A 21,460-nucleotide genomic window follows, 5' to 3' on the forward strand; every position below is an offset into this window, starting at 1 on the left:
GTATGTGTAGGTGTGCGAGGTCTTGCGTGTTCAGTGCTGCCAGCTCAGCGTCAGCTGATCGTCGTCTTCATCGATGTGGCCCGAGAGCGTGACGAGGTTGACGTGCAGTTGCTGAAGGTCAAAGGGCCGGCCGGTTTGCTCTTCGATGGTTTCGCGGCGGATGGTCAGGCGCCCCGGAGCGTCGATCTTGACCAGGCCCGTGGGGTACGTGACAACGGCTTCCGGGTTGTCGGTGACGATGGCCTCAATGACGGGGCGCGACTCCTCGTTGGCCTGGAAGGCAATAAAGACTTGAGACATGGGTTTCCTCTGCAAGCAATCGGAAGACGTGGAGTTCAGAGCGACAGGCCGAGCTTGGTGGCGCGCGCATCCAGCGCGGCGCGCACTTCGCCCAACGCCGCGGCGCCGTGCTCGCCCAACGCCATCTCGGCAACCGGCGCCAACGCAGCCTGGGCGCGGTCCGCCCACTGCGAGAACCACTGCGAAAGCAACGCGCGGTTACCGGCAGCTTCGGGCTCCGCCGCGTTCGCCATGGTCTTGATGACCGCGTCGATCCAGCGCGCGGTTTCGTCGTGCCACTCGGGCATGAAGCTGGTCAGGATGGCCACGGCCGTCCCGCCTTGCAGCGCGAGGTGGTCATCGACGAAGTGACCGTAGATGAGCGGATACAGCAGGCCGTCGAGTGCAAGGTTCTGCGCCACGAACAGCTCGACCGGGTCCTGCACCACGAAGCTGTCTTCGACGTAGCGACGCAAGCCTTGCCAGCGCGGATCTTCCAGCCAGGCGAGCTTGCCGGCCTCCAGCACGGCCGGCTCATCCAGCGTCAGGGCCAGGCGGGTGATCAGCTGCGCGATCCCAAGATCGTCCATGGCATGGAACATCGCGGGTGCGGTGAAGGCCGTGCCGTAGCCATACGCGCAGATCGACGCGTTGTTCATATTGGCGCCCCAGGCCACGTGGCGCAGTGGCAGCAGCACCTGCAGCGCGCGGTCGCGCAGCGCATCGCCCATCGCAGATGCCAGCCCGCGCGACTCGACAAACTGGAAGTTCGCTTCCACCGCCTCCTGCTGGCGGGCGCGGGTCATGGTCCAGGTGGCGTAATAGAACTGACGCGGGTCCTTCAGGGCTTGCCAGTCGGCGAGGCGGATGCGGCTGCGGCCCGCGTCGTACAACTCGTGCGCGGGGTCCCACGTCGGGCGATAGTGAAAGTTCGCCATGGACTGCGCGCCGTACGTCGCCTCCTGGTAACGCGTGGCGGCCTTGCCCTCACCGATGAGGCGGGCAACGTGGGCGAAGGTCTGCCGCAGCGGCGTGATCTCGCGGGCCTGCAGGTCGATATTCATGCGGGTTGTCTCCTGGGTGTTTTATTGGATGAGGCGATGGACGGTCTGCGCCGTCTCAGGAACCGAGCCTCGTCACCTGGTGGCGCTCACAGAACGCGGTGAATGCCGGCTCTGGCAGCAACAGGTCGACACTCAGTTCGGGCCAGCCGATGGCGAACTCGAAGCTCACCAGCCCATCGGTGCGCCGCTCGATGCGACTCACGTACTTGCGCGTGAGGTCGACGACGGGCATCTCGTTGGAGGGCTGGGAAAGTTGAATGGTCATGGGCGTATCCGCTGTTGAGGTCGGGTTTGCCACCGGAGCAGAGCGATCGCCCGGTGACGGCTCCTCTTTTGCAGAAGGTGTGCCAGCCGCTCGCTCCCACCCCAAAAATCTCGATATTTCTAGGGAAAACCCCGACAGAAAGGCCGTTTTTATGCGGTGCCCAGCACGTGGAAAGCACGGCAAGCGCCCCGGATTTCTGTTGATCAGGCAGGCTAATTGATGATTTGATGCAGCCGCCCAGGGCTGCTTTCATCAAATCGTCGAACCCTCACAGGTATTTGGATGCCGACGATCTGGCGCGCGATCTGCCACCCGATGTCGTCATGGCGGGCTCTGCGCTCCGCTGCTGAGGACGCATTCGGCTCCAGACAGCCACCTCTCGGGCGCGCGGGTCGTGATCGATCCGAAGAGGAAACACGATTCTCGAGATTCTTACCAATTGATGAAATCAACCGGCCCGATGCCGGTGGCCTGATCTGATCAAAAACTGAAATCGCGGGACCGCTTGACGCTTCTGCACTGCACACAAGCGGCGCACAGGTGTGTCGGAGGCGTGCGTCGCCACAGGCGTCTTTGAATTTTGCGTTGCACCAAGCCGGCAGACGCGCAGCGGTTGGCACCGGCCTTGCAATGGAGGACCGCCCCAGCGCGGACGCGATCCCGCTGGAGCCGCCAAGCAAAAAGCACTACAGACCCCACCAAGGAGACATCACCATGGCGTTACTGGAACGCGCCGCGTGGTACGACATCGCACGCACGACCAACTGGACCCCGAGCTACGTCACCGAGTCCGAGCTGTTTCCCGACATCATGACCGGCGCGCAGGGCGTACCGATGGAGACTTGGGAAACCTACGACGAACCCTACAAGACGTCGTATCCCGAATACGTCAGCATTCAACGCGAGAAGGATGCCGGAGCGTACTCGGTCAAGGCCGCGCTGGAGCGCAGCCGCATGTTCGAAGACGCCGACCCGGGCTGGCTGTCGATCCTGAAGGCGCACTACGGCGCCATTGCGCTCGGCGAATACGCAGCGATGAGCGCGGAGGCACGCATGGCCCGCTTCGGCCGCGCGCCGGGCATGCGCAACATGGCCACCTTCGGCATGCTCGATGAGAACCGGCACGGCCAGCTGCAGTTGTATTTCCCGCACGACTATTGCGCCAAGGACCGTCAGTTCGATTGGGCCCATAAGGCTTATCACACCAACGAATGGGGCGCGATCGCGGCACGCAGCACGTTCGACGATCTGTTCATGTCGCGCAGCGCGATCGACATTGCGATCATGCTCACGTTCGCGTTCGAGACGGGCTTTACCAACATGCAGTTCCTCGGTCTCGCGGCCGACGCTGCAGAGGCGGGTGATTTCACCTTTGCCAGCCTGATCTCAAGCATCCAGACCGACGAGTCGCGGCATGCACAGATCGGTGGTCCGGCTCTGCAGATCCTGATCGCAAGCGGCCGCAAGGAACAGGCGCAGAAACTCGTCGACATCGCCATTGCGCGGGCCTGGCGGCTGTTCTCGCTGCTCACCGGCACCTCGATGGATTACGCAACGCCGCTGCACCATCGCAAGGAGTCGTTCAAGGAGTTCATGACTGAGTGGATCGTCGGGCAGTTTGAACGCACCTTGATCGACCTGGGCCTGGACCTGCCCTGGTACTGGGATCAGATGATCAACGAGTTCGACTACCAGCATCACGCCTATCAGATGGGCATCTGGTTCTGGCGTCCGACGATCTGGTGGAACCCCGCTGCCGGCATCACGCCCGATTGCCGCGACTGGCTCGAAGAGAAATACCCCGGCTGGAACGACACGTTCGGCAAGGCCTGGGACGTCATCATCGACAACCTGCTGGCCGGCAAGCCCGAGCTGACCGTGCCCGAGACACTGCCCATCGTCTGCAACATGAGCCAGCTGCCGATCTGCGCAGTTCCGGGCAACGGCTGGAACGTGAAGGACTACCCGCTCGACTACAAGGGCCGCACGTACCACTTCAATTCCGAGATCGACCGCTGGGTCTTCCAGCAGGACCCGCTGCGCTATCGCGACCACCTCACGCTGGTCGACCGATTCCTCGCCGGCCAGATCCAGCCGCCCAACCTGATGGGCGCGCTTCAGTACATGAACCTGGCGCCTGGCGAGTGCGGCGACGACGCCCATCACTACGCGTGGGTCGAGGCGTACCGCAATCAGCGCTACCAGAAGAAAGCCGCTTGAGGCGGCACGCAAACGGAGGACGACATGGCACTTTTTCCTGTGATTTCCAACTTTCAGTACGACTTCGTGCTGCAACTCGTCGCGGTGGATACGGAAAACACCATCGACGAGGTGGCCGCAGCAGCGGCACACCACTCGGTGGGACGCCGCGTGGCACCGCAGCCCGGCAAGGTCGTCAGGGTGCGGCGCCAGGGCGGCGAGCAGTTCTACCCGCGCAACGCCAGGCTGGCCGACACCGACATCAAGCCGATGGAAGCGCTCGAATTCATTTTTTGCGATGCATGAGGCTGCGATGAACTTCCAGAAAGTCTGCTCGCTCGACGAGCTTTGGGAAGGCGACATGACCGAGGTCGAAGTCGCCGGCCATGTGATCGTGCTGGTGCGCCCCGAAGGGGGCGAACCGCGTGCGTTCCAGGGAATCTGCCCGCACCAGGACATCCCGCTGGCCGAGGGCAAGTTCGACGGTCGGGTGCTGATGTGCCGCGCACACCAGTGGACCTTCGATGCCAACACCGGCAAGGGCATCAACCCCGGCGGCTGCCGGCTTGCCGAATACGCCTTGAAAGTCGAAGGCGACGACATCCTCGTCGCAGTCGAGGGCGTTGAGCCTCTCTTCGCCAATTGCTGACACCGCCCAGGAACCCACCATGAGTATCGACAACACCGCCGAGGCCTACCGCAACAATCGCGTCGGTCCGGTGCTGCGCGCGAGCAGCATCACTGCCGGCGTCATTGAAGCCGCACAGGAAGACAACCCGGGCAAGAGCATCCGCATCGACGACAAGCTCGCCTATGTGCGTATCGACACCGACGGCGAACTGATCCTGCGCCGCGCCACGCTCGAAGAGGCACTGGGGCGACCGTTCAAGATGTCCGAGCTTGAAGTCAACCTCAGCTCGTTTGCCGGCCGCATCGAAACGACGGACGACTACGTCCGCTTCTACTACGAAAAAACGCTGTAATCGGAGACACGCATGACAACGCAAGCTGAAGTCCTCAAGCCGCTCAAGACCTGGAGCCATCTGGCCGCGCGGCGACGCAAGCCCAGCGAGTACGAAATCGTCTCGACCAACCTGCACTACACCACCGACAACCCGGATGCGCCGTTCGAACTCGACCCGAATTTCGAGATGGCGCAGTGGTTCAAGCGCAACCGCAACGCATCGCCCCTGACCCACCCCGACTGGAACGCGTTCCGCGATCCGGATGAACTGGTCTACCGCACGTACAACATGCTGCAGGACGGGCAGGAGACCTATGTGTTCGGGCTGCTCGATCAGTTTTCCGAGCGCGGGCACGACGCCATGCTCGAACGCACCTGGGCCGGCACGCTGGCACGCCTGTACACGCCCGTGCGCTACCTGTTCCACACGCTGCAGATGGGCTCGGCCTATCTGACGCAACTGGCGCCCGCCTCGACCATCTCGAACTGCGCGGCGTACCAGACGGCCGATTCGCTGCGCTGGCTGACACACACCGCGTACCGCACCAAGGAGCTGTCGCAGACCTTCAGCGACCTCGGCTTCGGCACCGATGAACGCCGCTACTGGGAGCAGGACCCGGCCTGGCAAGGCTGGCGCAAGCTGGTCGAACACGCGCTGGTGGCGTGGGACTGGGCCGAGTGCTTCGTTGCCCTGAGCCTTGTGGTACGGCCGGCAGTGGAGGAAGCCGTCTTGCGCAGCCTCGGCGAAGCCGCCCGGCATAACGGCGACACCTTGCTGGGCCTGCTGACAGACGCGCAACTCGCCGATGCGCAACGCCATCGGCGCTGGGCCGGCGCATTGGTGCGCATGGCGCTGGAGCAACCCGGAAACCGCGAAGTCATCACCGGTTGGCTCGCCAAGTGGGAGCCCCTGGCGGATGAAGCCATCGTGGCCTACTGCGCGGCCCTGCCCGACGCGCCTGCGGCCCAGGCACGCGCAACCGCTGCCGTGCGCGAGTTCCGGCACAGCCTCGGCCTGTGAAGCCCGACAGCCCAGGCGACATCATTCAACCCAATCCATGGCCAACGACACATTGGAACCGGCGATGAAACACCAGATCACCATCGAAGGCGGCTCGGCATTTTCAGTCGCCGCAGACGAAGACACCTTGCTGCGAGGTGCGCTGCGCGCCGGCATCGCCCTGCCCCATGAATGCAGCGTGGGCGGCTGCGGCGCATGCCGCTTCGACCTGCTCTCGGGGCTCGTGGAATCCATCTGGCCGGAGGCGCCTGGGCTGTCCGAACGCGACCGCAAGCGCGGCAAACACCTCGCCTGCCAATCGCGCCCGCTGGGCGATTGCACGATCCGCGTGCGCTGCGACGACACTTACCGCCCGGTGGTGTCGCCCGGCCGCTGGGCCGCCGTGCTGCAGGCCAGGCGGGAGCTGACGCCCGACATGAGCGAATTCACGTTCGCAGTACACGCGCCCGCTGAGTTTCGCCCGGGGCAGTACGCGCTGCTGTATCCGCCGCACGCGCCTGGCGCGCGCGCCTATTCCATGTCCAACCTGCCCAACGCAGACGGCATCTGGCAGTTTGTGATCCGGCGCGTTCCGGGCGGGGCCGGCAGCAACGCGCTGTTCGACCAGGTCGAGATCGGGCAGACCGTCACCCTCGACGGGCCCTATGGCCACGCCCACCTGCGCGACGACAACGCGCGCGACATCGTGTGCATCGCTGGCGGCTCCGGACTGGCTCCGATGCTGTCCGTCGCCCGCGGAGCGCTCGCGCAGGAGGGCGCGCGACGCGTGCACTTCTTCTACGGCGGGCGCTCGCAACCCGACCTCGGCGCCATGGCGGCCCTGGATGACCTGGTGGGCGACAACCGCCTCGCGCTCTCGGTCGTGCTGTCCGCGCCCGGCCCGGAACTCGGCTGGCAGGGCCCGACCGGCTTCGTGCATGCCGAGGTCGAACGGGTGCTGGTGGCGCCGCTGGACCGCTTCGAGTTCTATTTCGCCGGCCCGCCGCCCATGATCGAAGCCGTGCAGGCATTGCTGATGCACACGCATCGGGTGCCGTTTGAACAGATGCATTTCGACCGCTTCGTCTAAGCCTGAAGCGCCACCAAGAATCGCGAGCCCAGCAACGCGACGGACACAGCACAGCACAGCACAGCACAGCACAGCATCGACGATGACACTCGCAGATCGGCCATGTCGCGTACTTTCACCAATCCCGTTATCTGGAAGCTGAGGTTAAGCTCATTCGATCGAACCTCATATGACATCCGCGGACCGGCCGACGACCTTGATCGGACCGTTCCGCGCGATCGCCACCCGCGCACAGACGCGAAGGCAACCCTTCTGGCCGCGATCGAGGAGACCATGGCAAAACGGCATCCGCGAAAACCCAAGCCCGACGCGACGGCACCTGCACGCCCGCATCGCGACACGAAACACGCGGGCGCCACCGAGATCCGCGTCCCGGCCATCCACGACCTCGCCAAACGCTTGCGCTTCGCGCCGCAGCAGGGCCGGATCTGGCTGGACGACCAGCGCATGATGCTCATGCACATCAGCTCGCTCGGCGCGCTGCGGCAGGAGCTGATCGAAAGCCTGGGCAAGGAAACGGCTCGCGGGCTGATCACCCGCATCGGCTATCAGGCCGGCACGCACGATGCCGCCATGTCGCGCAAGGTGCGCGCCGGCTTCAGCAGCTACGACGATTTCCTGGCGGGTCCGCAACTCGTGTCGCTCGAGGGCATGGTCCATTGCGAGCCGGTCGCACTGGATATCGACGTGCAGCGTGGCCGCTATTTTGGTGACTTCTACCTGATCGACAGTTCCGAGGCGGAGGCCCACATCGCCAGCTACGGCATCGGCAACGAGGCGGTGTGCTGGATGCTGATCGGCTATGCGTGCGGATACACCAGCGCCTTCATGGGCCGCCCCATCCTCTGGCGCGAGATCGAATGTCGCGGCATGGGGCATGCGAAATGCCGCGTGGTGGGCAAACCCGTTGAAGAATGGGAAGACGCCGAGGACGACCTGCGCTTCCTGCAGATCGGCGATTTCGTCAAATGGGCGCCGCAACCCGAGGCCCCGCTGCCGGCCACGAGCCGGATCGCCGCGCGGCTGTCGAGCGCACCGGAAAACAGCTTCGGCGTGGTGGGAATCTCCGCCGGTTTCAACACCGTCTGCCATATGGTCAACAAGGTGGCCCCCACCGAAGCGACCGTGCTGTTCCTGGGCGAAAGCGGCGTCGGCAAGGAGGTCTTCGCCAACAATCTGCATCGCCTGAGCAAGCGCGCAGATGGGCCATTCGTCGCCGTCAACTGCGCGTCGATTCCCGAGCACCTGATGGAATCGGAATTGTTTGGCGTGGAGCGCGGCGGTTTCACGGGCGCAACCACGTCACGGCCCGGGCGCTTCGAGCGCGCCGACGGCGGCACGCTCTTCCTCGACGAGATCGGCACGCTCAGCCTGACGGCACAGGGCAAGCTCTTGCGCGCCCTGCAGCAGGGCGAAATCGAGCGCGTGGGCGATACCCGCACGCGCAAGGTGAACGTGCGGGTGATTGCCGCGACGAACGTGAACCTGCGCGAAGCCGCCAAGGCGGGCCAGTTTCGCGAAGACCTGTTCTTCCGGCTGAACGTGTTTCCGATCCAGGTCCCGCCGCTGCGCGAGCGGCGCGACGACATCCCGTTGATGATGAACTGGTTCCTGCAGCGCATGGCCAAGAAGCACGACAAGCAGATCACCGGCTTTCGCGAACGGGCCGTCGACGCGCTGTTCGCCTACGACTGGCCGGGCAATGTGCGCGAGCTGGAGAACATGATCGAACGCGCGGTGATCCTGGCCGAAGATGGCGGCGCACTGGACCTGTGTCATCTGTTCACCAGCGGTGAGGAGATCGATACCGCCTCGTTCATCCTGAAGCGCAGCGGCAATATCGGCCAGAGCAGTGAGGCGGTGGAAGACGTGGCCTCTTCCACCACAGCCATTCCACGTCCGGGCCTGGCCGAGACCGAGGTGGCGATGCTGCGTGCCGCGGTGATCGAGGCCAACGGCAATCTGTCGCGCGCGGCACGGGTGCTCGGCATCAGCCGCCCGACGCTGGCCTACCGGCTGCGCAAGTATCAGATTCCAGTCGACGGAAGCTGAGACACGACAGCCCGGGCGACAGGCTCCGTCGCCCAGGCTGCCGTGCCCTCGTCCCTACAAGCCCTAGAAGCGCTTCTGATAGGCGATCACGGCGTTCACTTGCGAGTGCGTCACGCTGATCGGCACCGCCGTATTGGGCTGGCTTGCATTGTCCAACGTCTTGCGCAGCGCCACCGACAGCGCAAAGTCGATCACATCGTTCTTGCCGATTGCATAGGAAACGCCGCCGGTCAGGCTCGTCGTGGGCGTGGCGGGCACCACGGCCAAAAGCATGTTGCCGGGGATCGCCTCCTGCGCGTAATGGAACCCGCCACGGAACGTCCACTTTGCGTTGTAGCGATACTCGGCGCCGATCCCGAACACGCTGATGTCGCGGTAGTTCTGCGGCAGCGACAGATCCAGATTGGCCCCCGAGCCCGACTGCACGAATCCGACGGTCATGTCCTTCATCACGCTGGACCAGAACACGCGCTGGTAGTCAGCTGACACCGACAGTTGATCGTTGAATTGATGACTGATGCCGACCGTCAGCTGCGCGGGCATCTGGAAGTTTCGAACCGTCACGTCGCCCTTGAGCGGGATGTTGCCGGCGACCGAACTGACGGCGGAAAGCGTGGCCTGACCCGTGAGGTCACCCACGTGCGTCTTCGCCTGATACGCCGCCCCGATGCGGGTATCGGGCGTCACCTGATACGTCAGACCCAGCCGGCCGCCGATACCCCAGGCCTGCGCGCCGCCTCCAACGGGCGCATTGCGCGAGAAGTCGATATAGCCGCCTGAGAGCCCGGGCACGCCCAGCAAGGTCGGGACAAGCGTCCCAGACACGCGTCCCTGGCCGGCCAGCGTGCCGATCTGCGAGACATCGAGCAGCGTCCCCAGGTTGAGCGAGGTCCAGACTGCGTCAACCGAAGCGCCCACCGTCAGCTTGTCGGTGACGTGGTATGCGGCCGAGAACGGCACGCGCAGCACCAGCAGCCTGGAGAACTGATCCAGGCCGGTGTCCACGCCATTGGATGTGCGCGAAAGAAAGCTGCTGCCACCGTATTGCGTCCCCAGCCCGCCTTCCGCGAAGATGCCGGCGCCAAAGGCGTAACGCCCCTGCCGGTAGACGAATGCGGTCTGCGGTGCAAAGTACGGGCCGTTGTTGTTGCCATGATTGCCCGAACTCGCGGTCTCGCCGGTTGCCGTGTTCGTGACCTTGATGTCGGTCGACACAACATCGAGGCCGAGGCTGAAGTGGCGGCCCTCGCCCATCAGGCCAAGTGTCGCGGGATTCTCCATCATGGCTGCCGGCCCGATATCGAAGGCCGCGCCCGTTCCGCCCATGGCGCGCGAGACCGGACCAAAGCCCTCCAGATTGAACACGTCGGTCGCCCTGGCGTGGGTTCCACAGATCGCAACGCAGATGGCCGTGGCCGCGCGAACGTAGTTGCCTTTCACGGGTGTCTCCTTGTCTATTTGTACATGCGAGATAACAAGACGACGACGTTGCCCGAGCGCATCGAACGCACGCTGCTGACAAGCCGCCGGAATCGCGACCGGCAAGGCATTGCAGCGCGGTCGCGGGTGTCGGTTTGCAGAAGGCGTGCCAGTTGCAAAGTTCCCACCCAATAATCTCGATATTTCAAGGGAAAACCATGACGTTTCCTCCTGCCTTGCAGCGGGATGCATGGACGGCAGGTGCGGTTTCCTGCCCGGTTCCGGCCGTCCTCTCAGGCTGCTTCACCATCTGGTGCAGCGCTTTCGACGACATCCTTAACCAATTGATCAAGGCGCGCGCACGGGCCAGCGCGTGCGCGGTGCGGGGCGCTTGCTGTCTATCGACTTATCCTTGAGAATATCGAGATTCCAGCCCATCCCGCCCTCACCAAGGAGGCCGCGCGCAGTGGAAGCCAAGCTCAACTACCCCTCGGACGCCGACCTGCGGCGCCTGCTGCGTTTCGACCCCGAGAGCGGCACCATCTGGCTGGGCGAGCGACGCATGCTGTTGCTGCATACCGCCGCGCTGAGCGGTCTGCGGCAGGACCTGATCAACTCGGTGGGCCCGGTCCATGCGCGCCGCTTGCTGACCCGCATGGGCTACGCCTCTGGCCGCCGCGACGCCGAATTCGCACGCAAGACCCGCGGCGCGCTCTCACTCGATGCCGCCTTCATGGTCGGCCCGCAGTTGCACATGCTCGAAGGGGCGGTGCGTGTCACGCCCATACAACTGGACTTCGACCCGGCGAGCGGACGCTTCCATGGCGAGTTCCGCTGGGACAACTCATGGGAAGCACACGCCCACCGCCAGGCATTTGGCCTTGTAGACGAACCTGCCTGCTGGATCCAGCTCGGCTATGCCAGTGGCTATACCAGCGCGTTCATGGGCCGCCTCATCCTCTTCAAGGAAACCCACTGTGCTGCCTGCGGCGCCGATCACTGCGAGATCGTCGGCAAGCCGATCGACGAATGGCCCGACGGCGACGAGCAGCGGCAGTACTTTGAAGATGAGTCTCTGCTCGACACGATTGCAGCGCTCAACGAACAGGTGCAGGCGCTCAAGACCACGATCGAATCGACCTGCGAGCCCAATGTGGCCGCCGGCATGCTGGTCGGCCGGTCGCCCGCGTTCCAGCGCGCCCACGAACTGCTCAACCGTGCGGCCGCCACGCAGGTCACGGTGCTGCTCACCGGCGAGACCGGCGTGGGCAAGGAGCGCTTTGCGCGCGCCCTGCATCAGGGGTCGGCCCGCGCGGCCGGCCCCTTCGTGGCCGTCAACTGCGCGGCGCTGCCCGCCGACCTGATCGAAGCCGAGCTGTTTGGCGTCGAACGCGGCGCCTACACGGGCGCCCATGCGGCGCGCAGCGGCCGCTTCGAGCGGGCGGATGGCGGCACGCTGTTTCTCGATGAAGTGGGCGACCTGCCGCTGCCTGCTCAGGCCAAGTTGCTACGCGTGCTGCAAGAAGGGGAAATCGAACGCCTGGGCGCGGAAACCACGCGCAAGGTCAACGTGCGTCTTGTGGCCGCCACCAACGTCGACCTGGAAGCCGCGGTGGCCCAGGGGCGGTTTCGTCGGGACCTGCTGTATCGGCTGAACGTCTATCCGATCTGCATTCCGCCGCTGCGTGAACGCACGACCGATATCGAGCCGCTGGCCAATCACCTGCTGGCCCGATTCACGGCCTTGCACCAGAAGCGCCTGGCAGGCTTTGGCGAGCGCGCCATGCAGGCGCTCGTGCACCACGACTGGCCCGGCAACGTGCGCGAGCTGGAGAACCTGGTGGAGCGCGGCGTCATCCTCGCCCCGCAGGGCGAGAACATCGAGATCGAACACCTCTTTCCGAACCAGCCCACGGGTGTGCAATCCCAGTTGAGCGCGCAGGGCCGTCTGGCGCCGGTGCGCCTGGAAAGCGAGCAGGCGCTGTGCACACGCATCCTGGACAGCGGCCTGAGCCTGGAAGCGCTGGAAACGCAATTGCTCGACCTGGCCGTCGAGCGTGCCAAGGGCAACCTTTCCGGCGCCGCACGCCAGCTTGGCCTGACCCGGCCGCAACTGGCCTACCGCCTCAAGCGCCATCTAGACAGGGGCAGTGAAGAATGAAACGCGCCATACAAGCCGGCGTGTCCGGCACGCACCTCGGCAGCGCGGCCACCGCTGCGCCTGCCGAACCCGAAATCCCCCGTACCCTGTGCGAGCGCGCTTACCTCGACCTGCGACAGGACATCGTGCAAGGGCGCCTTGCTCCGGGCGAGCGCCTGCGCGTGGAGCATCTGAAGGATCACTACAGCGTCGGGGCCGGCACGTTGCGTGAAGCGCTGGCGCTGCTCGTCTCGGATGCGCTCGTCACGGTGGAGGGGCAGCGGGGGTATCGGGTGACCGACATTTCGCTGGCGGACCTGCAGGATCTGACCGACACGCGAGTGATGCTGGAAACCGAGGCCATCCGTTTGTCCATCCGCCATGGAGACGCCGAATGGGAGGCCCATCTGCGCGCCGCCTTCGATGCGCTGAGCGACGCGGAAGCCCGAGGCCCGTCTGCCAACCCCGAGCATTGGGAACGTGCCAACCGGCATTTCCACCAGGCACTCATCGCCGCGCACCGCTCACCGTGGAGCAAGTACCTGCTGGAACTGCTCTACCGCCACGGCGAGCGTTATCGGCACGTGGCCATCCGCCTGGGCAGCGCGCAGCCAAGCAGCCGCAACGTGCATGAGGAACATACGCTGATCTTCGAGGCCGCCCTGGCCCGGCAGGAAGCGCGTGCCGCATTGGCGCTGGAAGCGCATATCCGGCTCACGCACGAATTGCTCGTCAAGCTGGGGCTCGGCATGACAGCAGAAGCATGACGATCGTCCACCGTAGCTGACAGCCCGGCCTCGCCACGTGCCCATGCGCAGACGCAAACCGGTTTGCGCGGCGGCAGGGAGCTTTCAACCCGCCACCTTCTCGACCCGCACCGCGGTCACCTTGAATTCCGGAGCGTGCACCAGCCGGTCTCGCACGGGCGATGTCAATGCGTTGATCCGCAGGTCGGGCCGGTGAAAGCTGCAGAAGAGCTGGCCGGCCTGCATGGCGTCGGTGATATGCAGCGGCAGCGCCGCAGAACCATGACGGCTGGAGACGCGCACCATCTCGCCTTCGACGAGCCCAAGGCGTGCCGCGTCGGCCGGCGCCATATCCAGCGTGTCCGACGGCCGCAGCGCTGCGTTGGGCGTGCGGCAACTCATCGTGCCCGCATTGAATTGATCGAGCACGCGGCCCGTCGTCAACAGCAGCGGGTAGGCATCGTCGGTTTGCTCCGGGGTCGGCACATAGGGCACCGGCACCAACGTGGCCGTCTTGCTGCCGACAAACGCGTCCCGGTGCAGCACGGCTGTCCCGGGGTGACTTTGGTCAAGGCATGGCCAGTGCAGGTCTTCGTGCTCCAGACGCGCATACGTCAGGCCAGCGCCATCAGGCCACAGCGCGCGAACTTCATCCCAGATCTGCTGCGGCCCCTCGAACGCGAACCCCTTGGGCTTGCCCATGCGCGCGGCAAGCGCCTGGATGATCCACCAGTCGGGACGTGCCTGCCCGGGGGCCGTCGTGGCCGCACGGACGCGCTGCACGCGCCGGTCCGAGTTCATGAAGGTGCCCTCTTTCTCGAATGAAGACGCCGCGGGCAGGAACACCGTACCGAAGGCCTCGGCGGTCTGGTTGACGAACAAGTCCTGCACGATCACCAGGTCTAGCGCGGCAAGCGCGGCGGCCGTGGCGTTCGCGTTGGCCAGCGACAGATAGATGTCGTAGCCCATGACCCACAAGGCCTTCAGGCGCCCTGCCTGAGCCGCATCCATCATTTCGAGTACGTCCAGGCCGCGCGTTGCGGGCAGCCGGGTCCCCCATGCCTGCTCGAAACGCGCACCAGCCTGCGCGATGGACTGCGCACCGGTCAGCACGGAAGGGTCGCACCCCATCTGTGCCGCGCCTTGTACGTTGTTCTGGCCACGCAGCGGGTTGATACCAGCGCCCGGCTTGCCGAGGTTGCCCGTGAGCAGGGCGAGGTTGACGAGCGCCATCACCCCTTCGCTGCCCTGCAGATGCTCGGTCACCCCCAGGCCATGAAAGCACATGGCTGGCCGGCTCTGCGCATAGATTCGCGCGGCTGCGCGGATCGCCGCCGCCGGCACGCCGCAGAGGTCAGCCACGCGCTCCGGTGAAAACGCGGCGACGTGCGCGGCAAACGCCTCGAAGCCATCGACGCGTTCGGCGAGGAATGCGCGGTCCACCCAGCCTTCCTCGATCATGGCCGCGGCCAATGCATTGAACAGCGGCACGTTACAGCCCATGCGCACCGGCAGATGGACATCGGCCAGCGCGGCCAGCTCGGTGCGGCGCGGATCGATCACCACCAGGCGCGCCCCCTTGAGCACGGCCTGCTTGATACGTGCGCCGACCACGGGGTGGTTCTCGGTCGGGTTCGCTCCGCAGACCAGGAATGCGCTCGCGCGCTCGATGTCGTCGAAGCTGTTGGTGGCCGCGCCGATACCGAGCATCGTCTTGAGTGCCCTGGCGCTGGGCGTGTGGCACACCCGGGCGCAGCAGTCGATGTTATGCGTGCCGAGCACCACGCGGGCAAACTTCTGCGCCAGGTAGTTCTCTTCGTTGGTGGCGCGCGACGACGCCAGCACACCGACCGCATCGGGCCCATGACGCATGACGATGGCCTGCAATTGTGTTGCCGCAAAGTCGAGCGCCTCGCCCCATCCCACGGGCTGCCACCGCCCATCCCGCCGCAGCATCGGTTGGGTCACGCGATCCGGGGCGTGGTTGTACTCGAATGCATAGCGCCCCTTGACGCATAGATGTCCGCGATTGACCGGACGATCGGCGGGGCGCACCGTCACCACCCGGCCGTTGGCCACGCCGACATCCATCTGGCAACCCACGCCGCAATACGCGCAGGTTGTGCGCGTCCAGGCGGTGGCCCTGGAGACCTGACGCTTGTCGAACAGGGCGCCGCTCGCGCAGGTGTCCACGCAGGCGCCGCAACTCACGCAGCCTGCCTCGCGCAGCGTCGGGCCTCGGCCAACCGCAATGCGGGAGGCATCGTTACGGCCGATCGCCTCCCAGATGAACTGCCCCTGCACCTCTTCGCAAATGCGCACGCAGCGCTGGCAGTAGACGCAGCGGTCCATGCTGACGCCCAGGTAAGGGTGACTGTCATCCCGGAAGAGCCCGTCTTCGCGCTTGCCGCCCGGCGGTACGCCGTAGTCGGTCAGCAATCGGTGAAACGGGTGACGCGGGTCTGCCGCGTATGCCGACCTCGGATAGCGGGCAGCAATCAGTTCGAGATTCGTGCGGCACAGCGCCTGCAGTGTGCTGCTGTGCGTCTGGACGGACATGCCTTCCGCCACTTCGGTGGTACAGCTTGCAACGGGGTTCGCGTAGCCATCCACGTGTACAACGCAGAGACGGCATCCACCGAACGGCATCAGGCGCTTGTCATGGCACAGGTTTGGTACCGCGCTGCCGGCTGCCGACAGCGCGTCGATCAGCAACGTGCCTTCAGCCGTCTCCCATGGCGCCCCGTCGATCGTCAATCGGACCATGCACGCGACTCCTGCGGATAGTGGCGCTGTACCGACCGGACAAACTCAGCCAGCCCGCGCCCGTGCCCGCACAGGCTCGTCGCCGCCAATGCATCGATCAGGCGGTTGAAGCGGCTGCCGTCGATCGGCATGCCGCCTGCCGCCGCCTGCGCCATGGCAGCCAGCATCGGTGTGCCCAGATGGCAGGGGGTGCATTTGCCGCAGGACTCGCGCGCGCCAAAGCGCAAGACCTCGGCGACGATGCGCGCGATCGGCGTATCGTCCCCGAAGGCAATGACTCCGCCATGCCCGACCGCGCAATCGATGGCCTGCATGTCTTCGTAGCCCAGCCGCGTGTGCAACAGCGCGGGCGGCACGATGCCGGCGAGCGGACCGCCGACCATCAGCCCGATCAGCCTGCCACGCCGCAAGCCCTGGCCGAGCTGATCAACAATGTCGGCAAGCGTGATGCCGAACTCCACCTCGTAGAGCCCCGGGCGGCGAAACAGCGAGTTCAGGGAGAGCAGTTTGGTGCCCCTGCTCCCGGAGAAGCCGAGGGCGGCGTACGCGGCGGCGCCATGTTTCACGATCCACGGGATGGCGCACAGCGTCTCCACGTTGTGGACGAGCGTGGGGGCGCCGAACAGCCCGTGCCGGGTGATCTGCGGCGGGCGCGGGCGGACTTCCGGACGGTGCCCCTCCAGCGCGTTCAGCAGTGAGGTCTCTTCGCCGCAGATGTAGGCGCCCTGCCCGACCACCAGCTCCAGCTCGAAGGCAGGCGCCAGCCAGCCTGCGGCCCGTGCCTGCTCCAGCGCACGCGACAGGACCTGCGCGGCCACCGGATACTCCTTGCGAAGGTAGAGATAACCGTGGCGCGCGCCCACGGCGTGCGCGGCAATCGCGGCCGCCTCGATCACCAGGAACGGGTCGTCCTCCAGCAGGAAGCGATCGGAGAACGCGCCCGGGTCGCCTTCGTCTGCGTTGACCACCACGTACTTCGTCGCAGCCGCCTCATTGGCAACGGCTTGCCATTTCACGCCTGCGGGAAAGCCCGCCCCGCCCCGTCCGCGAAGGCGGGACGCGTTCACCAACGCCACCAGCGCATGGGGTGCCATCTGCCGGGCCAACGCCAGCGCATCACCGCCCCCCCCTTCCAGATAGGCCGCCAGATGGCGGACGCCGCCGCGCAGCACGTTGCCCAACAGCACGGGATGGCTCGCGTGCTCGCCAATGTGCGGACGGTTGTCATGCGCGCCATCGCTGGGAGCGGCATAGCATTTGCCCAGACAGTAGAGTGCGGGCACCTGCGTTGCCGCGGCCTGCCAACGCTGCGGCCGATCGGCGCGCGCGGCAAAGCACGCCAGGCCGGTACAGGCGCACTCGCTGATCGCCGTGTGCTCGAGATGATAGAAGCCGCGTGTGGCAGCGTGCCGTTGCCGAGGGTTCGCCATGTGGGTCCCCATATGCCTGCCGGGCGACTGCCCCGCCGTTTGGGATCGCGTGATTCCACCCTACTGTGGCAGCGCAGGAAGGCGTTGCGCAAGATCAAGTCGCGGTATCGCCAGACTGTTGGTGTCGGCATCACATTCGCGGCTGAATGATCCGTCGCACTGCGTTTCGCGCAGTGCAGCACCGCACTCGTCTCCATGCCTTTCTGTTATGCGCCCGGAAGCCTATATTGGCCAGAGGGGGTGCGATGGACACATCACCGATCATCCACAAGACCGCTGCGGACCTGCGGGTCCGGCCCAACCTTGCGGACTACGAAGCCGAGTGCCGCCGTTTTTCGTGGGAGGCCGTCCGCCGCGAGTTGACGGGCGGACCGCCAGGCGTGGTCAATATCGCCTGGCACGCGGTGGACCGGCATGTCGCGGGCGGGGCCGGCAACCAGACCGCGTTCCGCTTCCTGGCGATCGGCGCACCCTGCCACGCGGTCAGCTACGCGCAGTTGTCCGCGCAGACCAACCGCTTCTGCAATGTGTTGCGGGCGCTGGGCATCGGCAAGGGCGATCGGCTCTTCATCCTCGCCGGGCGCATTCCCGAGCTGTATGTCGGCCTGCTCGGTGCCCTCAAGAATGGCACCGTGGTCTCGCCGCTGTTTTCAGCCTTCGGCCCTGAGCCGATCGCCACACGCATCCAACTCGGCGACGGTACGGTGCTGCTGACCACCGATGCGCTCTATGCGCGCAAGGTTGCCAAGTGGCGCGACCGCATGCCGACCCTCAAGCATGTGCTGCTGGTGGCCGAAGACGGCGGCGTGACATCCGTGCCCGGCACGCTCGACCTGGGTTCGCTGCTGTGCGAGGCTTCGGACGCCTGCGAGATCACGCCCACCGTCGCGGACGACATGGCACTGCTGCACTTCACCAGCGGCACGACAGGCACACCGAAAGGCGCTGTCCACGTGCACGGCGCGGTCGCCACCCATTGGGCGACAGGCAAGTACGCGCTCGACCTCCACCCCAGCGACATCTACTGGTGCACCGCCGATCCGGGCTGGGTGACGGGCACCTCCTACGGCACCATCGCACCGCTGCTGCACGGCGTGACCTCCATCGTTGACCGGGAAGAGTTTGACGCTGAACGCTGGTACGGCATCCTGCGTGACGAGCGTGTCAGCGTCTGGTACACGGCGCCCACGGCGATCCGCATGCTGATGAAAGCGGGGCCGGACCTGGCCCGGCGATACGCGCTTGCCCCGCTTCGCTTCATCGCCAGCGTGGGCGAGCCGCTGAATCCGGAAGCCGTCTGGTGGGGCAAGGACGTCCTGGGCCTGCCGATCCATGACAACTGGTGGCAGACCGAGACCGGCGGCATCATGATCGCCAACACTCCCGCTTTCGACATCAAGCCGGGCTCGATGGGCAGACCGCTGCCCGGCGTGGAGGCGGCGATCGTGCAACGCCACGAAGACGGCACCGTGGTGGTGGTCGACCAGCCCGATCAGCAAGGCGAGCTTGCGCTCAGGCAAGGCTGGCCTTCGATGTTTCGCGGCTATCTCAACAATGACGAACGCTACCGCAAGAGTTTTGCCGGCGAGTGGTACCTGACCGGCGATCTGGCCAGGCGCGATGCCGACGGCTACTACTGGTTTGTCGGCCGCGCCGACGACGTCATCAAATCCGCCGGCCACCTCATCGGCCCGTTCGAAGTCGAAAGTGCGCTGATGGAACACCCCGCCGTGGCCGAAGCCGGTGTGATCGGCAAACCGGACCCGGTCGTCGGTGAAGTGGTCAAGGCATTCGTGTCGCTCAACCCGGGGTTCACGCCTGGCGATGCCCTGCGCATGGAACTCCTTGCGCACGCCAGAACGCGGCTGGGTGCGGCGGTGGCCCCGAAGGAAATCGCCTTCCTGGAGCTGTTGCCGCGCACGCGCAGCGGCAAGATCATGCGGCGTCTGCTCAAGGCGCGCGAGCTTGGCCTGCCCGAAGGCGATACATCGACACTGGAGGGCGGCGCATGACCGATATCGACCACCCCGCTCCGCAGCCGCCCGCCGGGCCTGTTCCGTACGACCCGGCATTCGCGCAGGCCCTGCTGCGCGACATGGTGCGCATTCGCCGGTTCGAGGAGGCATGCGCTGAGCTTTATGGCGCGGGCAAGATCCGCGGGTTCCTTCACCTGTACATCGGCGAGGAGGCGGTGGGCGTCGGCACGCTGCACGCGCTGTCTGCCAGCGACAACGTCGTCGCGACCTACCGCGAGCATGGCCATGCGCTGGTACGCGGGATGGACATGGGTGTCTTGATGGCCGAGATGTATGGCAAGCGCGAAGGCTGTGCCCGCGGGCGCGGCGGATCGATGCACCTGTTCGATCACGCGCACCGACTCTACGGGGGCAATGCCATTGTGGGCGGCGGCCTGCCGCTTGCGGTCGGTCTGGCGCTGGCGGAGAAGATGCAGCCCAGCGGCCGCGTCACGGCCTGCTTCTTTGGCGATGGCGCAGTGGCCGAAGGTGCATTCCATGAATCGATGAACCTGGCTGCGCTGTGGAAACTGCCGCTGCTGTTCTGCTGCGAAAACAACCTCTACGCCATGGGTACGGCCCTTGAGCGGCATCAGGCGCAGACCGACCTGTGCGCCAAGGCCGCCGCCTATGCCATGGCAGCGCAGTCGGCAAACGGCATGGATATCGTGGCGGTGCACGACGCCGCAAAGGACGCTGTCGCACGCATCCGAAGCGGTGCCGGCCCTGCGTTCCTGGAACTGCGCACCTACCGCTTCCGTGCGCACTCGATGTACGACCCCGACCTGTACCGGCAAGCCGCGGAGGTTGAAGCCTGGAAGGCAATCGGCCCGATCCACACGTTCACTGCGCGCCTGAAGGCCGAGGGCAAGCTGACAGAGGAAGCCTTCCTCGCCCTCGACGCGGAGGCCAATGCAGAAGTGGCGCGGGCGAAGGCCTTTGCAGAGGCAGGCACCTGGGAACCCGTGGACGACCTGCTCAGCGACGTCTACACACCCGCCGGAGCCGTCGCGCCATGAGCCGCATCAGTTATCGTGACGCGTTGCGCGAAGCCCTGCGCGAAGCGCTCCTCAGCGACCCGCGCGTGTTCCTCATGGGCGAGGATGTCGGCCGGTACGGGGGCACCTACGCGGTGTCCAAAGGGCTCCTGGCCGAGTTCGGCCCCGAGCGCATCCGCGACACGCCGCTCTCGGAACTGGGGTTCACGGGGGCGGGCATCGGGGCGGCATTGGGCGGCATGCGCCCCATCGTCGAGGTGATGACCGTCAACTTCAGCCTGCTGGCGCTCGACCAGATCGTGAACACCGCGGCGTTGTACCGGCACATGTCGGGCGGGCAGTTCTCGGTGCCGCTCGTCATCCGGATGGCGACCGGCGCGGGCCGTCAGGTGGCGGCACAACATTCACACAGCTTCGAGGGCTGGTATGCCGGCATCCCCGGGCTCAAGGTGGTGGCGCCCGCCACGGTCGAAGATGCGCGCGGCATGCTGGCGCCGGCGCTGGCCGATCCGGACCCCGTGCTGATCTTCGAGCATGCCGCGCTGTACAACATGGAGGGTGAGTTGCCTGACGCCGTTGCCGATGCGGGCGGCATCGACATCCACTCCGCGCGCATCCGCCGCGAGGGCAAGGATGTAGCGATCATCACCTACGGCGGATCGCTTCACAAAGCACTCCAGGCGGCGCAGACGCTTGCCGCCGAAGGCATTGCGGCCGAAGTGCTTGACCTGCGCACGCTGCGCCCGCTCGACGATGCCACCATCATGGCGTCGGTTGCCAAGTGCCACCGTGCGGTCATCGTGGACGAAGGGTGGCGCAGCGTCAGTCTGGCTTCCGAGATCATGGCCCGCATTGTCGAGCAGGTGTTCTATGCGCTCGATGCGCCGATCGCGCGCGTCTGCGCCGCGGAAGTGCCGATTCCGTACGCCAAGCACATGGAAGACGCCGCGCTGCCGCAGGCCGGCCGCATCGTCGATGCGGTCAGGCAGATGATGTCATGAGCGCGCGCCCAAACCCGGCAACCCTCGGGGAG

The 21,460-nt window shown here is 65.7% G+C and carries 18 protein-coding genes; 12 read left to right on the forward strand and 6 right to left on the reverse strand.

Going from position 1 to position 21,460, the window contains the following annotated elements; translation table 11 throughout:
• Positions 1 to 30: 30 nt before the first annotated feature.
• The 3 genes from R2N03_RS07715 to R2N03_RS07725 are packed head-to-tail and all read right to left on the reverse strand — an operon-like array spanning position 31 to position 1,608.
• A complete protein-coding gene (locus R2N03_RS07715) occupies positions 31 to 300 on the reverse strand; it encodes an MmoB/DmpM family protein (protein WP_012430589.1) in 270 nt (89 codons plus the stop codon).
• Between the two features lie 35 nt (positions 301 to 335).
• Entirely contained in the window at positions 336 to 1,343 is a 1,008-nt protein-coding gene (locus tag R2N03_RS07720; RefSeq protein ID WP_012430590.1) for an aromatic/alkene monooxygenase hydroxylase subunit beta, read from the reverse strand.
• A gap of 55 nt (positions 1,344 to 1,398) precedes the next feature.
• Positions 1,399 to 1,608, reverse strand: coding sequence for a phenol hydroxylase subunit (locus tag R2N03_RS07725; protein ID WP_012430591.1), 210 nt, complete (start codon positions 1,606 to 1,608; stop codon positions 1,399 to 1,401).
• Between the two features lie 714 nt (positions 1,609 to 2,322).
• Between R2N03_RS07725 and R2N03_RS07730 the strand changes: the two genes are divergently transcribed.
• The 7 genes from R2N03_RS07730 (at position 2,323) to R2N03_RS07760 (ending at position 8,913) form a co-directional block, all read left to right on the forward strand.
• Entirely contained in the window at positions 2,323 to 3,828 is a 1,506-nt protein-coding gene (locus R2N03_RS07730; RefSeq protein ID WP_012430592.1) for a ferritin family protein, read from the forward strand.
• Between the two features lie 24 nt (positions 3,829 to 3,852).
• Positions 3,853 to 4,113, forward strand: coding sequence for a toluene-4-monooxygenase system B family protein (locus tag R2N03_RS07735; protein ID WP_316657050.1), 261 nt, complete (start codon positions 3,853 to 3,855; stop codon positions 4,111 to 4,113).
• Between the two features lie 7 nt (positions 4,114 to 4,120).
• On the forward strand, positions 4,121 to 4,456 hold the full coding sequence (locus R2N03_RS07740) for a monooxygenase system ferredoxin subunit (protein WP_012430594.1): 336 nt from the start codon (positions 4,121 to 4,123) through the stop codon (positions 4,454 to 4,456).
• Between the two features lie 19 nt (positions 4,457 to 4,475).
• Positions 4,476 to 4,790: an MmoB/DmpM family protein gene (locus R2N03_RS07745; protein WP_012430595.1), complete on the forward strand. Its 315-nt coding sequence runs from the start codon at positions 4,476 to 4,478 to the stop codon at positions 4,788 to 4,790.
• A 12-nt stretch (positions 4,791 to 4,802) separates the two neighbouring features.
• Positions 4,803 to 5,792 (forward strand): aromatic/alkene monooxygenase hydroxylase subunit beta, encoded by a 990-nt coding sequence (locus R2N03_RS07750; RefSeq protein WP_316657055.1) that lies wholly within the window; start codon positions 4,803 to 4,805, stop codon positions 5,790 to 5,792.
• A 64-nt stretch (positions 5,793 to 5,856) separates the two neighbouring features.
• The gene (locus R2N03_RS07755; protein ID WP_316657057.1) at positions 5,857 to 6,861 is read left to right on the forward strand and encodes a 2Fe-2S iron-sulfur cluster-binding protein; all 1,005 of its coding nucleotides are present in this window, start codon (positions 5,857 to 5,859) and stop codon (positions 6,859 to 6,861) included.
• 273 nt (positions 6,862 to 7,134) lie between these two features.
• Entirely contained in the window at positions 7,135 to 8,913 is a 1,779-nt protein-coding gene (locus R2N03_RS07760) for a sigma 54-interacting transcriptional regulator (protein ID WP_316657059.1), read from the forward strand.
• 63 nt (positions 8,914 to 8,976) lie between these two features.
• Here R2N03_RS07760 and R2N03_RS07765 read toward each other — a convergent pair whose 3' ends face one another.
• Positions 8,977 to 10,353, reverse strand: a complete 1,377-nt coding sequence (locus R2N03_RS07765; RefSeq protein WP_316657061.1) for an OmpP1/FadL family transporter — start codon at positions 10,351 to 10,353, stop codon at positions 8,977 to 8,979.
• Between the two features lie 445 nt (positions 10,354 to 10,798).
• Here R2N03_RS07765 and R2N03_RS07770 point away from each other — a divergent pair, with 445 nt between their 5' ends.
• Positions 10,799 to 12,493, forward strand: coding sequence for a sigma 54-interacting transcriptional regulator (locus tag R2N03_RS07770; RefSeq protein WP_012430600.1), 1,695 nt, complete (start codon positions 10,799 to 10,801; stop codon positions 12,491 to 12,493).
• A complete protein-coding gene (locus R2N03_RS07775; protein WP_012430601.1) occupies positions 12,490 to 13,239 on the forward strand; it encodes a GntR family transcriptional regulator in 750 nt (249 codons plus the stop codon). Before R2N03_RS07770 ends, R2N03_RS07775 begins: the two co-directional genes overlap by 4 nt.
• A gap of 84 nt (positions 13,240 to 13,323) precedes the next feature.
• Here R2N03_RS07775 and fdhF read toward each other — a convergent pair whose 3' ends face one another.
• Positions 13,324 to 15,984: a formate dehydrogenase subunit alpha gene (gene fdhF / locus R2N03_RS07780; protein WP_316657065.1), complete on the reverse strand. Its 2,661-nt coding sequence runs from the start codon at positions 15,982 to 15,984 to the stop codon at positions 13,324 to 13,326.
• The gene (locus R2N03_RS07785; RefSeq protein WP_316657067.1) at positions 15,972 to 17,414 is read right to left on the reverse strand and encodes an NADH-ubiquinone oxidoreductase-F iron-sulfur binding region domain-containing protein; all 1,443 of its coding nucleotides are present in this window, start codon (positions 17,412 to 17,414) and stop codon (positions 15,972 to 15,974) included. Before R2N03_RS07785 ends, fdhF begins: the two co-directional genes overlap by 13 nt.
• 245 nt (positions 17,415 to 17,659) lie before the next feature.
• Between R2N03_RS07785 and acsA the strand changes: the two genes are divergently transcribed.
• Genes acsA through R2N03_RS07800 form a run of 3 tightly spaced genes read left to right on the forward strand, consistent with a single transcriptional unit; the run spans position 17,660 to position 21,428 of the window.
• Complete coding sequence (acsA, locus tag R2N03_RS07790; RefSeq protein ID WP_316657069.1) at positions 17,660 to 19,426, forward strand: acetate--CoA ligase; 1,767 nt, start codon at positions 17,660 to 17,662, stop codon at positions 19,424 to 19,426.
• Positions 19,423 to 20,448: a pyruvate dehydrogenase (acetyl-transferring) E1 component subunit alpha gene (gene pdhA, locus R2N03_RS07795; protein ID WP_012430605.1), complete on the forward strand. Its 1,026-nt coding sequence runs from the start codon at positions 19,423 to 19,425 to the stop codon at positions 20,446 to 20,448. Before acsA ends, pdhA begins: the two co-directional genes overlap by 4 nt.
• A complete protein-coding gene (locus R2N03_RS07800) occupies positions 20,445 to 21,428 on the forward strand; it encodes an alpha-ketoacid dehydrogenase subunit beta (protein ID WP_182557813.1) in 984 nt (327 codons plus the stop codon). Before pdhA ends, R2N03_RS07800 begins: the two co-directional genes overlap by 4 nt.
• Positions 21,429 to 21,460 lie beyond the last annotated feature (32 nt).

The organism is Ralstonia condita, from assembly GCF_958405655.1.
GTDB classification, from domain to species: Bacteria; Pseudomonadota; Gammaproteobacteria; order Burkholderiales; family Burkholderiaceae; genus Ralstonia; species Ralstonia condita.